General features: G+C 71.0%; 11 protein-coding genes. 4 read left to right on the top strand and 7 right to left on the bottom strand.

From position 1 onward, the window contains the following. Window positions 1-2: 2 nt before the first annotated feature. From ACIP9H_RS26365 to ACIP9H_RS26375, 3 genes are all read right to left on the bottom strand, one after another. Window positions 3-956 (bottom strand): pirin family protein, encoded by a 954-nt coding sequence (locus tag ACIP9H_RS26365; RefSeq protein WP_401588528.1) that lies wholly within the window; start codon window positions 954-956, stop codon window positions 3-5. 134 nt (window positions 957-1,090) lie between these two features. Further along, window positions 1,091-1,549: an SseB family protein gene (locus ACIP9H_RS26370; RefSeq protein ID WP_401588525.1), complete on the bottom strand. Its 459-nt coding sequence runs from the start codon at window positions 1,547-1,549 to the stop codon at window positions 1,091-1,093. Between the two features lie 21 nt (window positions 1,550-1,570). After that, window positions 1,571-3,673: a SpoIIE family protein phosphatase gene (locus ACIP9H_RS26375; protein ID WP_401588871.1), complete on the bottom strand. Its 2,103-nt coding sequence runs from the start codon at window positions 3,671-3,673 to the stop codon at window positions 1,571-1,573. A 117-nt stretch (window positions 3,674-3,790) separates the two neighbouring features. On the opposite strand from ACIP9H_RS26375, the gene aspS reads away from it, so the two are divergent. Next, complete coding sequence (gene aspS, locus ACIP9H_RS26380) at window positions 3,791-5,569, top strand: aspartate--tRNA ligase (RefSeq protein WP_401588522.1); 1,779 nt, start codon at window positions 3,791-3,793, stop codon at window positions 5,567-5,569. Window positions 5,570-5,663: 94 nt separating this feature from the next. On the opposite strand, the gene ACIP9H_RS26385 is transcribed toward aspS, so the two are convergent. The 4 genes from ACIP9H_RS26385 to metG all read right to left on the bottom strand — a co-directional run bounded on the left by ACIP9H_RS26385 (window position 5,664) and on the right by metG (window position 8,677). Then, on the bottom strand, window positions 5,664-6,059 hold the full coding sequence (locus ACIP9H_RS26385; RefSeq protein ID WP_401588520.1) for a type II toxin-antitoxin system VapC family toxin: 396 nt from the start codon (window positions 6,057-6,059) through the stop codon (window positions 5,664-5,666). Continuing rightward, window positions 6,056-6,322 carry a hypothetical protein gene (locus tag ACIP9H_RS26390; protein ID WP_401588517.1) on the bottom strand — a complete coding sequence of 89 codons (267 nt, stop codon included), beginning with the start codon at window positions 6,320-6,322 and terminating at the stop codon, window positions 6,056-6,058. Before ACIP9H_RS26390 ends, ACIP9H_RS26385 begins: the two co-directional genes overlap by 4 nt. A 67-nt stretch (window positions 6,323-6,389) precedes the next feature. Next, window positions 6,390-6,950: a hypothetical protein gene (locus tag ACIP9H_RS26395; protein ID WP_401961151.1), complete on the bottom strand. Its 561-nt coding sequence runs from the start codon at window positions 6,948-6,950 to the stop codon at window positions 6,390-6,392. Next, window positions 6,950-8,677, bottom strand: a complete 1,728-nt coding sequence (gene metG / locus ACIP9H_RS26400) for a methionine--tRNA ligase (protein WP_401588512.1) — start codon at window positions 8,675-8,677, stop codon at window positions 6,950-6,952. The genes ACIP9H_RS26395 and metG overlap by 1 nt, the downstream gene beginning before the upstream one ends. 135 nt (window positions 8,678-8,812) lie before the next feature. Here metG and ACIP9H_RS26405 point away from each other — a divergent pair, with 135 nt between their 5' ends. The 3 genes from ACIP9H_RS26405 (at window position 8,813) to ACIP9H_RS26415 (ending at window position 13,214) form a co-directional block, all read left to right on the top strand. Beyond that, the gene (locus tag ACIP9H_RS26405) at window positions 8,813-9,889 is read left to right on the top strand and encodes an AI-2E family transporter (protein WP_401588509.1); all 1,077 of its coding nucleotides are present in this window, start codon (window positions 8,813-8,815) and stop codon (window positions 9,887-9,889) included. A 109-nt stretch (window positions 9,890-9,998) separates the two neighbouring features. Beyond that, entirely contained in the window at window positions 9,999-11,828 is a 1,830-nt protein-coding gene (locus ACIP9H_RS26410) for an acyl-CoA dehydrogenase (protein ID WP_401588507.1), read from the top strand. A gap of 96 nt (window positions 11,829-11,924) precedes the next feature. Then, window positions 11,925-13,214 carry a M18 family aminopeptidase gene (locus tag ACIP9H_RS26415; protein ID WP_401588504.1) on the top strand — a complete coding sequence of 430 codons (1,290 nt, stop codon included), beginning with the start codon at window positions 11,925-11,927 and terminating at the stop codon, window positions 13,212-13,214. Window positions 13,215-13,271: the final 57 nt, after the last annotated feature.

Below are 13,271 nucleotides of genomic sequence, written 5' to 3' on the forward strand. Positions count from 1 at the left end.
GATCACTCCTGACCGGCGGGGATCCTGCCGAGCCGGCCCGCCTGGAAGTCCTCGAAGGCCTGGGCGAGTTCGGCGTGGGTGTTCATCACGAACGGGCCGTACTGCATCATCGGCTCGCGGATCGGCAGGCCGCCGAGAAGCACGACCTCGAAGTTGGGGCTGCGCGATTCCTGGGTCTCGTCGGCGGCGATGGTGAGCGAGTCACCGCGTCCGAAGACCACGGCCTGCCCCATTCGGAACGGCCGGTTCTCCGGGCCCGCGGTGCCACGGCCGGCCAGGCCGTACGCCAGGGCGTTGAAGTCCGCGCGCCAGGGCAGCGTCACCCGGGCACCGGGGTTCACCGACACGTGCAGCATGGTGATCGGGGTGTGCGTGGCGCCCGGGCCCTGGTGGCCGTCGATGTCGCCCGCGATGATCCGGATGAGGGCGCCGCCGTCCTCGGAGGCCAGCATCTTGACGTTGCCGCCGCGGATGTCCTGGTACTTCGGCGCGATCATCTTGTCCTTGGCCGGCAGGTTCACCCACAGCTGCAGACCGTGGAAGAGACCGCCGCTCATGACCAGCGACTCCGGCGGGGTCTCGATGTGCAGCAGGCCGCTGCCCGCCGTCATCCACTGGGTGTCACCGTCGCTGATGGTGCCGCCGCCGCCGTGCGAGTCCTGGTGGATGAAGGCGCCGTCCATGATGTACGTGACGGTCTCGAAGCCGCGGTGCGGGTGCCAGGGGGTGCCCTTGGGCTCGCCCGGCGCGTACTCCACCTCGCCCATCTGGTCCATCATGATGAACGGGTCGAGGTTCTTGTAGTCGATCCCGGCGAAGGCCCGGCGCACCGGGAAGCCCTCGCCCTCGAAGCCGCTCGGGGCGGTCGTCACCTGCAGCGCGCGACGCGCGTTCGCGCCCGCCGGAGCGGTGACACGCGGCAGGGTCAACGGGTTCTCGACGGTCACTGCGGGCATGGTCCGGATCCTCCTCGGTTAGTTCAACGTTCAACATAGTTGAACCCGCAACATCCCGCAAGCATTCCCAGGGTGTTTGTCCGGTTACCGCCCCCCACGAGGGCGGCGGCCAGGTGTCACAGGTGTCGCAGGTGTCAGCCGTACATCCGGCGCATCGTGAACTCCACCATCTGCTCCACGGCCTTGGCGTCGAACACCATCCGGTGCTCGCCCTCCATGTCCAGCACGAAGCCGTAGCCGGTCGGCAGCAGGTCCAGCACCTCGGCACCGGTGATGACGAAGTACTTGGACTCCTTGCCCGCGTACCGGCGCAGCTGCTTGAGCGAGGAGAACATCGGGATCACCGGCTGCTGCGTGTCGTGCAGCGCCAGGAAGCCCGGGTTGTCACCGCGCGGGCAGTACACCTTGGAGGTGGCGAAGACCGCCTGGAAGTCCTCGGCCGACATCGAGCCGGTCGTGAACGCGCGCACCGCGTCCGCGAGCGACGGCGGCGACGGTTCGGGGTACCCCCCGCCCATCGGCGCACCACCCATGGGCGCCCCGCCCATCGGGGGCGCGGCACCCGCCATCGCGTTCTGGTCGTAGCCGTACACGGGGGCAAGCGTATCGGGCCGCTAGCCCGCTGTGGGCGCTGTGGGCGCCTCGTACAGCTCGAACCAGATCGACTTCCCGTCACCCAGCGGATCCACGCCCCAGGCGTCCGCCAGGCCCTGGACGAGCAGCAACCCGCGCCCGGACGAGGCCGTCTCCCCGGGCGTGCGCAGGTGCGGCATCTCGTCGCAGCGGTCCCGCACGTCCACCCGCAGCCGCCGCCGGCCGCCCGGCATCCCCCGCAGCTGGGCGGAGAGGGCGGCGTCCTCGTCCGTGTGCAGCAGCACGTTGGAGGTCAGTTCCGAGACCAGCAGCACCGCCGCGTCGACCTGCTCGGCACACGTCCAGTCGTGCAGGAGCGCGCGGACCTCCTCGCGGGCCGCCGCGACCTCCCGGGGGTCGGTCTGGGAGACGGTGAGCACACTGCGGCGCAGCGGCACCTCGCAGACCGGCGCACCGGCGGTGCGGCGCAGGAGCAGCAGCGCGATGTCGTCCTGGCGGCGGTCGGCGAGCGGGCCGGTCGTGTGGTGGGAGGCGGGCCCGTGGACCGCGCCGACCATCGCGTCGGCCAGCGCCTCCAGATCGTCGGCGGGGCCGGACTCCAGCACGGGGCGCAGCCGCTCCCAGCCGCTGTCCAGGTCGTGGCCGCCGGTCTCGATCAGCCCGTCGGTGCAGATCAGCACGGTCTCGCCGGGCTCCAGGGTGAAGCGGGTGGTCGGGTAGTCCGAGTCCGGGGCGATGCCCAGTGGCAGACCGCCGGCCGTCCGGCGCGTCAGCACGGTGCCGTCCCGCAGCCGGACCGCCGGGTCCAGGTGCCCGGCCCGCACCACGTCCAGCGTGCCGCGCACCGGGTCGACCTCCATGTACACGCACGTCGCGAAGCGGTCGTCCTCGGTGCGCGAGCAGCCGGTCAGCCCGGCCAGGAAACGCGAGGTGCGCGACACCACCGCGTCGGGACCGTGCCCCTCCGCCGCGTACGCCCGCAGCGCGATCCGCAGCTGGCCCATCAGCCCGGCCGCCCGGACGTCGTGGCCCTGCACGTCGCCGATGACCAGCGCGGTGCGCCCGGAGGGCAGGTCGATCACGTCGTACCAGTCGCCGCCGACCTGCAGTCCGCCGCCGGTGGGCACATAGCGCGTGGTCACGGTCATGCCGTCGATGTGCGGACGGCGCGTGGGCAGCATCGTGTGCCGCAGGCCGTCGGAGAGCTCGCGCTCCGACTCGTGCACCTGCGCCCGCGACAGCGCCTGGGCGAGCATCCGCGCGACGGTGGTCAGCACCGAGCGCTCGTCGGGGGTGAAGGCGACGGGCTCGCGGAAGGCGGCCATCCACGCGCCGATCGACCGCCCGGCGACGACCAGCGGCAGATAGGCCCAGGAGCGCCGGCCGAAGCCCCGCACCAGCGGCCAGGTCGCCGGGAAGTCCGCCGCGTACGCCTCGGGGCTCGGCAGGTAGACCGCCTGGCCGGTGCGGGCGGCCACCGCCGCCGGGTAGTCGGTGGTCAGCGGCATCTCCACGAAGGGCGTCTCGGTGCCGGGCTGCTGCCCGTGGTGCCCGATGACCGACAGATGGTCGCCCCGTACGCAGAAGACCGCCAGCCCGTCCGGCGAGAAGCCGGGCATCGACAGGTGGGCGGCGACCCGCAGCACCTCCTGCGTGCTGTCGGCCTCGGCCAGCGCGCGGCCCGCGTCCAGGAGGAAGGCCTCGCGGGCCCGCCGCCGGTCGGCGGGCTCCCGCACGGCGGTGCTCACCCCGCCCGGGGGCGCCCCGGGTACCGCGGGCACCTCGTGCAGGGTGCCGACCATCTCCGCCGGCAGCCCGCCGGCGGAGTGCACGCCGCGGGTCCGCAGCGCGACCGTGCGCACCACGCTCCCGTCCGGGCCGACCACCCGCAGCAGGGACTCGGACGGCGTGCCCTCGGCCGTCGCCAGGGCCACCGCCGCCGACATGTCCACGTAGTCGCAGGCGTCGTAGCAGGCGCGGACCGTCCCCGAGCGCACCTTCTGCGGCCGGGGTGCCAGCCCGATCAGTCCCGCGCCGACCGCGTCGAGCTCCACCAGGTCGCTGGTGAGGTCCCAGCGCCATACGCCGATGCCGAGCGCGGACAGCACGTCCTCGATGCACATAGGCAGCATTGTCATATTTTAAGTTTGTTTGCACCCTTGATACGAATGGGGTCGCGGGTGCACGGGCCCGTAGACTGGGTGCGCCTCATCCCCGCACTCAGACGACTTGGACGAACGATGCATCGGTACCGGTCCCACACCTGCGGTGAGCTGCGAGCCACCGACGTAGACGCGGAAGTGCGCCTCAGTGGATGGCTGCACAATCGCCGGGATCTGGGCGGCATCCTCTTCGTCGATCTCCGTGACCACTACGGCGTGGTCCAGCTCGTCGCCCGACCGGGCTCGCCCGCGTACGAGGCCCTGAGCCACCAGTCGAAGGAGTCCGTGCTCCGCGTCGACGGCCGCGTGCTCGCCCGTACCGCGGAGAACGTCAACCCCGATCTGCCCACCGGCGAGGTCGAGGTCGAGGTCACCGAGCTGGAGGTGCTCGGCGCCGCCGACCAGCTGCCGTTCCCGGTCTTCCCCGAGGACAACGCCAACGAGGAGATGCGGCTCACCAACCGCTTCCTCGACCTGCGCCGCGCCCGCATGCACCGCAACATCATGCTGCGCACCCAGGTCATCAGCTTCCTGCGCCGCGAGATGACCGCGCTCGGCTTCAACGAGCTGGCCACCCCGATCCTGTCGGCGACCTCCCCCGAGGGCGCGCGCGACTTCCTGGTGCCCTCCCGCGTGCACGCCGGCAAGTTCTACGCGCTCCCGCAGGCCCCGCAGCAGTTCAAGCAGCTGCTGATGATCGCGGGCTTCGACCGCTACTTCCAGATCGCGCCCTGCTTCCGCGACGAGGACAGCCGCGCCGACCGCTCGCCCGGCGAGTTCTACCAGCTCGACGTCGAGATGAGCTTCGTCGAGCAGGAGGACGTCTTCGGCGTCATCGAGAAGGTCATGACCGACCTCTTCGAGGAGTTCGGCGGCGGCCGCCACGTCACCTCGCCGTTCCCGCGGATCCCGTTCCGCGAGTCGATGGTGAAGTACGGCAACGACAAGCCCGACCTGCGCGCCAAGCTCGAACTGGTCGACGTCTCCGACCTGTTCGCCGACTCCGGCTTCAAGGCCTTCGCCGGCAAGCACGTCCGCGCCCTCCCGGTGCCGGACACCGCCGACCAGCCGCGCAAGTTCTTCGACGGCCTCGGCGACTACGCCGTCGAGCAGGGCGCCAAGGGCCTGGCCTGGGTGCGGGTCGGCGACGACCTCTCCCTCACCGGCCCGATCGCCAAGTTCCTCACCGAGGACGACGTCAAGGCACTGCTCGCCGCCGTCGACGCCAAGCCGGGCCACGCGGTCTTCTTCGGCGCCGGCGAGTTCGACGAGGTCTCCAAGATCATGAGCGCGGTCCGCGTCGAGGCCGCCAAGCGGGCCGGGCAGTTCGAGGAGGACGTGTTCCGCTTCTGCTGGATCGTCGACTTCCCGATGTTCGAGAAGAACGAGGACACCGGCCAGATCGAGTTCTCCCACAACCCGTTCTCCATGCCGCAGGGCGGCCTGGAGGCGCTGCAGACCAAGGACCCGCTGGACATCCTTGCGTGGCAGTACGACATCGTCTGCAACGGCGTCGAGCTCTCCTCCGGCGCCATCCGGAACCACGAACCGGACGTCATGTACAAGGCGTTCGAGATCGCCGGCTACACCCGTGAGACCGTCGAGCACGAGTTCGGCGGCATGCTCCGCGCCTTCCACTTCGGCGCCCCGCCGCACGGCGGCATCGCCCCGGGCGTCGACCGCATGGTCATGCTGCTCGCGGACGAGCCCAACATCCGCGAGACCATCGCCTTCCCGCTCAACCAGAACGCCCAGGACCTGCTGATGGGCGCCCCGAGCGAGGTCGACGAGGCCCGGCTGCGCGAGCTGCACCTCGCGCTGCGGCTACCCCCCGTGAAGCCCGAGAAGAAGGCCTGACGGCCCGCCGCACGCATCGACGCCGAGGGGCCCGGAACCTGTTGGTTCCGGGCCCCTCGGCGTTTCGGGCGTCCGACGGCCCGCACCGCACCGGTCAGCCGACGACCTCGACCGCGCAGCGGATCCCGGCGGCCCGGGCCATCCGTCCGTCGGTGGTGAGCAGCGGGCAGCCGTACACCTCCGCGGCGGCCACGTACGCCGCGTCGTACGCGGTGAGGTCGCCCCGGAGTTCCCACACACGGGGCAGCAGAACCCGGGTCAACGGGACAACGGGGTCGAGCTCGCGGAGTGCCTCCACCGCGTCCGCGGCATGGTCGGCCGTGATCTTGCCGCCGAGCAGATTGCCGCGGATCACGGACATGACCTCGATCGTCCAGTGCTGCGGCGCGATCCAGCGGTCGTCCGCCGCCAGGGCGCTCCGGCAACGCCCACCGGTCGCGCCGTCGTCCAGGAGGGAGAAGGCGAAGACGGACGCATCGACGACGATCACTCGTCGCCGCCCGGCACTCCGAGCTCCGCGTCCCGTTCCGCCCGCGCCGTACGCAACGCGTCCGTGACGTCGCTTCCGGAAAGCCGCGTGCCGTACGTGGACCTCGAGAACCGCTCGAGGACGGCCAGGTTGTCCCTGCGCCGCACCTCGTCGCGGACGAGGTCGAGCAGGTACGCCTGAAGCGACTGCCCTCGTTCCTCCGCTATGGCCGCAAGTCGGTCACGCAGGTCCTCGGGCACATCGCGGATCTGAAGAGCAACCATGGGGAGAGTGTCGCACGGGTGCATGCATGTGTGCATGCACGCCCCATGGGACGACGGCCCCGAGGGGTCAGGTGTCCATGGCGATGAGGGCGACGACCGGGCGGGCGCGGTCGGAGTCGTCGACGGCGACGCCGCGGACGTAGGCGCCGTGGTCGGCGCCACCGGCGACCTGGTCGCCGGCGTAGCTGGCGTGGCGCAGGCCCTCGGCGTCCTGGCGGCAGGGGTCGGCCTCGGGCACTCCGGTGCGCAGGACGTCCACGTTGCCGCTGAGCTTCGGCAGGCCGGAGCCGGCGAGGAAGTGCTGGAGGCCGGACGCCGTGGTGCGGAAGCGCATCTCCAGGTCGTACTCCCCGGACAGGCCGCCGGAGTGCGCCAGGTAGTGCAGGTCCTTCGCGTCGTCCGGCAGCTTCAGCCGGAAACGCTGGGAGACCGTGTGGAGGGTGACGTTGCTGCCGCGGCAGGCGCCGCCCGCGTCCGGGGCGGCGCCCGTGCGGGCGTCGTGCCCGCCCGTCAGCGAGACGGTGACGATGACGGCCGCGACCAGCAGCGCCAGTGTCAGGCCGACCGACAGCAGGAGCAGGAACGGGGACTTGGGGGTCTTGCCCGGGGCGGGCGCCGGCGCGCTCATCAGGCGGCTTCCGGCTGGCCGCCGAAGCGCTCGCGGTAGGCGTCGAGGTCCTCGTCGGTGATCTTGGCGAAGAGCACCGGCGGGACGGTGAAGGCGGTGCCCGCCGGGACCGCGGACAGTGCGCGGGCCTCGTCGGCGGTGACCCAGACCGCGGTGTCGTCCGCCAGCGCGAACGCGCCGCGCATGGCGGCGGCGGAGGCCGGGATGAAGGGCTCGGAGACCACCGCGTACAGGTGGATGAGGTTCATGGCGGTGCGCAGGGTGAGGGCGGCGCCGTCCGGATCTGTCTTGATCTCCAGCCAGGGCGCCTTCTCCTCCAGGTAGGAGTTGCCGGCGCTCCACAGGGCGCGCAGCGCCTGCGCGGCCTTGCGGAACTGGAGGTCCTCCATGTGCCGCTCGTACTCGGCGAGGAGTTCGGCGATCTGCGCGCCGAGGCGCTGCTCGGCCTCGCCCGCCGCGGAGCCCGCGGGCACCTCGTCGCCGAAGCGCTTGCGGGAGAAGGACAGCACGCGGTTGACGAAATTGCCGAGGGTGTCGGCGAGGTCCTTGTTGACGGAGGCGGCGAAGTGCTCCCAGGTGAAGGACGTGTCGTCGGACTCCGGCGCGTTGGCGATGAGGAAGTACCGCCAGTAGTCGGCGGGCAGGATCTCCAGGGCGGCGTCGGTGAAGATGCCGCGGCGCTGCGAGGTGGAGAACTTGCCGCCGTAGTAGGTCAGCCAGTTGAAGGCCTTGACGTAGTCGACCTTCTTCCACTTGTCGCGGGTGCCCAGCAGCGTCGCCGGGAACATCACGGTGTGGAAGGGGACGTTGTCCTTGGCCATGAACTCGGTGTAGCGGACGTCGGTGTCGACGTCGTACCACCAGGAGCGCCAGTCGCGGGTCCCGTCCTCGCCGGCGGCGTCCGACCACTCCTTGGTGGCGCCGATGTACTCGATCGGCGCGTCGAACCAGACGTAGAAGACCTTGCCCTCGGCCGCCAGGTCCGGCCAGGTGTCGGCCGGCACCGGCACGCCCCAGTCCAGGTCGCGGGTGATCGCGCGGTCCTGGAGGCCCTCGGTCAGCCACTTGCGGGCGATGGAGGAGGCGAGCGTCGGCCAGTCCTTGCCGTGCTCGTCGACCCAGGCCTCGACCTCGTGGGAGAGCTCGGACTGGAGCAGGAACAGGTGCTTGGTCTCGCGGACCTCCAGCCGGCTGCTGCCGCTGATCGCGGAGCGCGGCTCGATGAGGTCGGTCGGGTCCAGGACGCGGGTGCAGTTCTCGCACTGGTCGCCGCGCGCCTTGTCGTAGCCGCAGTGCGGGCAGGTGCCGACGATGTAGCGGTCGGGCAGGAAGCGCTCGTCGTCCAGGGAGTAGACCTGGCGGATGGCGCGCTCCTCGATGAAGCCGTTCTCCTTGAGCTCCCGGGCGATGGCCTGGGTGATCTCCCGGTTCTGCTGCGAGGAGCTGCGGCCGAAGTAGTCGAAGGAGAGCGCGAAGCCGTCGTAGACCGCCTTCTGCGCGTCGTGCTGCTGGGCGCAGAACTCGGCGACCGGCAGGCCCGCCTCCTGCGCGGCGAGCTCGGCCGGGGTGCCGTGCTCGTCGGTGGCGCAGATGTAGAGGACCTCGTGGCCGCGCTGGCGCAGATAACGGGAGTAGACGTCGGCCGGGAGCATGGACCCCACCATGTTGCCCAGGTGCTTGATCCCGTTGATGTACGGAAGGGCGCTGGTGATGAGGTGTCGAGCCATTGCCGGCTGCTCCCAAGTCGCTACTGTGGGTGAGGATTTCCTCTACGGACCGTCAATAGCGTATCCGACCGCGTGGCGCCACCCGTTCGCCGTGCCCGGCATGCGGACATCGCGGGGCCGTGATCCGGTGGGCGGGTGGACGCGCCCCTCCTGCCGGCCGCCGCGCGACGGACGGGCGCGTGGTGCGCCGTCGTGCTGCTCCTCGCCGGAGTGGGCGCGCTGGTGGTCTGGCTCGTCGTCACCTTCGCGGCGGTCGTGACGCCGGTCCTGCTGGCCCTGCTGGGCAGCGCCCTGCTGGGTCCGCTGTACCGGTGGCTGCGGGCGGCGCGGGTGCAGCGGTCGCTGGCCGCGGCGCTGACGTGCGCGGCCCTGCTGGTGTTCGGCGCGGGCGCGGCGTTCATCGTGGTGCAGAGCCTCATGCACTCCGGGGACCAGATCGTGGCCGCGCTGAAGGACGTCGCGCACAAGGTGATGCCGGAGCTGGGCCTGTCGGGGCCCACCCTGGACGACACCGTGGACAGCCTGAAGTCCTTCGTCACCAAGTACGGCGCCAAGGCGGCCTCCGGGGTGGTGTCGGGCATCAGCATCGTGGGCCAGATCATCGCGACCGCGGTGCTGGCGCTGCTGCTGACCTTCTTCTTCCTGCGCGACGGCGGCCGCTTCCCGGTCCTGCTGCGCGAGCTGGCCCCGCACGGCATCGGCCCGCTGCTGGAGCGGATCGCCCATCGCACGTTCGCCGCGGTGCAGGGCTTCATGCGGGGGACGACGCTGATCGCGCTGATCGACGCCGTGTGCATCACCGTCGGGCTGCTGATCCTGCGGGTTCCCGGGGCGGTGGGACTGGGCGCGCTCGTCTTCGTCGGGGCGTACATTCCGTATCTGGGGGCGTTCATCTCCGGCGCGGTGGCGGTCCTGGTGGCGCTGGCGGACCGGGGGTGGCTGGTGGCGCTGTGGGCGCTGGGCGTCGTGCTGGCCGTGCAGGTGCTGGAGGGGCACGTGCTGCAGCCGACGATCCAGAGCCGCACCGTCCACATGCACCCGGCCGTGGTGCTGCTCGCGATCACCGCGGGGGCGAGCCTGGCCGGCATCCTCGGGATGCTGCTGGCGGTGCCGATCGCGGCCGCGGCCTTTGGAGCCGTGGACGAACTGAGGCGCCGCGACGGGGGTGTTCCTCCAGAAGTCGAAGGGCCCGCGTCACATCCGGCCGGATAGGGGTTGTTTTTATTACCGACGGGTAGCATCATTACCGACTGGTAAGTGATAAAGCTGCGAGGACTGCGAGCATCCCGCCGTCCGACCGATCCCCGACGGAGCCGTCGCCATGGGCCACTACAAGTCAAACCTTCGCGACATCGAGTTCAACCTCTTCGAGGTCCTCGGGCGCGACACGATCTACGGCACCGGCCCGTTCGCCGAGATGGACGTCGAGACCGCCAGGGACATCCTCGGTGAGATCACGCGCCTCGCGGAGAACGAGCTGGCCGACTCCTTCGCCGACGCCGACCGCACCCCGCCGGTCTTCGACCCCAAGACGAACACGGCGCCGGTCCCGGACACCTTCAAGAAGAGCTACAAGGCCTTCATGGCCGCCGAGTACTGGCGGCTGGGCCTGCCCGAGGAGATCGGCGGCACCACCGCCCCGCCGTCCCTGATCTGGTCGTACGCGGAACTGGTCCTCGGCGCGAACCCGGCCCTGTGGATGTACTCCTCCGGCCCGGCCTTCGCCCGCATCCTCTTCGAGGAGGGCAACGAGGTCCAGAAGAAGATCGCCGCGATCGCCGTCGAGAAGACCTGGGGCTCCACCATGGTCCTCACCGAGCCGGACGCCGGCTCGGACGTCGGCGCCGGCCGCGCCAAGGCCGTCCCCCAGGAGGACGGCACCTGGCACATCGAGGGCGTCAAGCGCTTCATCACTTCCGGTGAGCACGACATGGAGGAGAACATCCTCCACTACGTCCTCGCCCGCCCCGAGGGCGCCGGCGCCGGCACCAAGGGCCTGTCCCTCTTCCTCGTCCCGAAGTACCTCTTCGACTTCGAGACCGGCGAGCTGGGCGAGCGCAACGGCGTCTACGCCACCAACGTCGAGCACAAGATGGGCCTCAAGGCGTCCAACACCTGCGAGATGACCTTCGGCGACAAGCACCCCGCCAAGGGCTGGCTGATCGGCGACAAGCACGACGGCATCCGCCAGATGTTCCGCATCATCGAGTTCGCCCGCATGATGGTCGGCACGAAGGCGATCTCCACGCTCTCCACCGGCTACCTCAACGCCCTGGAGTACGCCAAGGAGCGCGTGCAGGGCCCCGACCTGGCGCAGTTCATGGACAAGGCCGCCCCCAAGGTCACCATCACCCACCACCCCGACGTGCGCCGCTCCCTGCTGACGCAGAAGGCCTACGCCGAGGGCATGCGCGCCCTGGTGCTGTTCACCGCCTCCATCCAGGACGCGATCGCCGCGGCCGAGGTCACCGGCGAGGACACCGCGGAGCTGGAGGCGTTCAACGACCTTCTGCTGCCCATCGTCAAGGGCTACGGCTCCGAGAAGGGCTACGAGCAGCTGGCGCAGTCCCTGCAGATCTTCGGCGGCTCCGGCTTCCTGCAGGAGTACCCGATCGAGCAGTACATCCGCGACGCCAAGATCGACACCCTCTACGAGGGCACCACGGCGATCCAGGGCCAGGACTACTTCTTCCGGAAGATCGTCCGCAACCAGGGCGCGGCCCTGACCACCCTCTCCGAGGAGATCAAGAAGTTCCTCGCCGAGGGCACCGGCGGCCAGGAACTGGCGGCCGCCCGCGAGCACCTCGCCAAGGCCGCCGTGGACCTGGAGGCGATCGTCGGCCAGATGCTGACCGACCTCGCCGCCACCGAGAAGGACGTCAAGTCCATCTACAAGGTCGGCCTCAACACCACCCGCCTGCTGCTCGCCTCGGGCGACGTGGTCGTCGGCTACCTGCTGCTCAAGGGCGCCGCGGTGGCGGCCGGGAAGCTGGCCGCCGGCGCCTCCGCCAAGGACGTCCCCTTCTACACCGGCAAGATCGCGGCGGCCCGGCACTTCGCCGCCGAGATCCTGCCGCAGGTCTCCGTGGCGCGCTCCGCCGCCGAGAGCGTCACCCTCGACGTGATGGACCTGCCCGAAGAGGCCTTCTGATCATGGTTTGACCGGTTCCGGCCGGGACCGACAGCGGCTACGGCAGCCCGCTCCTGCGACGAGGAGCGGGCCGCCGTGCGTCCCTATCCTTGAACCATGAACCCTCAGCCCCACTTCGACCGCAGCCACACCGATGACCTCGCCGCCTTCATCGCGGCCAGCCCGTCGCCGTACCACGCGGTCGCCAGTGCCGCCGAGCGCCTGGAGAAGGCGGGCTTCCGCCAGGTCTCCGAGACCGAGGCCTGGAACGCCGAGGCCGGCGGCAGGTACGTGCTGAGGGGCGGGGCGATCGTCGCCTGGTACGTGCCCGAGGGCGCGGACCCCGCGACCCCCTTCCGGATCGTCGGGGCGCACACCGACTCCACCAACCTGCGCGTCAAGCCCCGGCCCGACTCCGGCGCCCTGGGCTGGCGCCAGATCGCCGTGGAGATCTACGGCGGCGCCCTGCTCAACACCTGGCTCGACCGCGACCTCGGGCTGTCCGGCCGCCTGGTGCTCCGCGACGGCAGCACGCCCCTGGTCCACATCGACCGCGCACTGCTGCGGGTGCCGCAGCTCGCCGTCCACCTGGACCGCGGCGTCAACGAGAGCGGGCTCAAGCTCGACAAGCAGCGGCACATGCAGCCGGTCTGGGGCCTCGGCGAGCCCGACGAGGGCGCGCTGATGGCCTTCCTCGCCGAGGAGACCGGCGTCGCCGCCGCCGACATCGTCGGCTGGGACCTGATGACCCACGACGTCCAGCCGCCCGCCTACCTCGGCCGCGACCGCGAGTTCCTGGCCGCCGGCCGGCTGGACAACCTGCTCTCCGTCCACGCCGGCACCGCCGCCCTGGCCGCGGCCGCCGGGCCCGGCCTGCCGTACATCCCGGTGCTGGCCGCCTTCGACCACGAGGAGACCGGCAGCGAGTCCGACACCGGCGCCGGCGGCCCGCTGCTCGGCACCGTCCTGGAGCGGTCCGTCTTCGCCCGCGGCGGCGGCTACGAGGACCGGGCGCGGGCCTTCGCCGGCACGGTGTGCGTCTCCGCCGACACCGGCCACGCCGTCCACCCCAACTACACCGAGAAGCACGACCCGACGCACCGGCCGATGCCCAACGGCGGTCCGATCCTCAAGGTCAACGTCAACCAGCGCTACGCCACCGACGGCACCGGCCGCGGCGTCTTCGCCGCCGCCTGCGACCGCGCGGGGGTGCCGTGGCAGTTCTTCGTGTCCAACAACGCCCTGCCCTGCGGCACGACCATCGGCCCCATCACCGCGGCCCGGCACGGCATCGCGACCGTGGACATCGGCGTGCCGATCCTGTCGATGCACTCCGCACGCGAACTGTGCGGCGCCGACGACCCGTTCCTGCTCGCGAGCGCGCTCAAGTCCTTCCTCGGGGACTGACCGCACGCCGCGGTCATGAGATGTCCGCCCCCGGGTAGGCGAAGCTCTACAGCTCCT

It is taken from the genome of Streptomyces sp. NPDC088732 (assembly GCF_044751205.1).
Taxonomy (GTDB): domain Bacteria; phylum Actinomycetota; class Actinomycetes; order Streptomycetales; family Streptomycetaceae; genus Actinacidiphila.

Coding starts and splice junctions, on each gene's coding strand:
- ACIP9H_RS26365 (WP_401588528.1), bottom strand. CDS start 956: ATGCCCGCAGTGACCGTCGAGAACCCGTTGACCCTGCCGCGTGTCACC.
- ACIP9H_RS26375 (WP_401588871.1), bottom strand. CDS start 3,673: ATGTGCATCGAGGACGTGCTGTCCGCGCTCGGCATCGGCGTATGGCGC.
- aspS (WP_401588522.1), top strand. CDS start 3,791: ATGCATCGGTACCGGTCCCACACCTGCGGTGAGCTGCGAGCCACCGAC.
- ACIP9H_RS26390 (WP_401588517.1), bottom strand. CDS start 6,322: ATGGTTGCTCTTCAGATCCGCGATGTGCCCGAGGACCTGCGTGACCGA.
- ACIP9H_RS26395 (WP_401961151.1), bottom strand. CDS start 6,950: ATGAGCGCGCCGGCGCCCGCCCCGGGCAAGACCCCCAAGTCCCCGTTC.
- metG (WP_401588512.1), bottom strand. CDS start 8,677: ATGGCTCGACACCTCATCACCAGCGCCCTTCCGTACATCAACGGGATC.
- ACIP9H_RS26410 (WP_401588507.1), top strand. CDS start 9,999: ATGGGCCACTACAAGTCAAACCTTCGCGACATCGAGTTCAACCTCTTC.
- ACIP9H_RS26415 (WP_401588504.1), top strand. CDS start 11,925: ATGAACCCTCAGCCCCACTTCGACCGCAGCCACACCGATGACCTCGCC.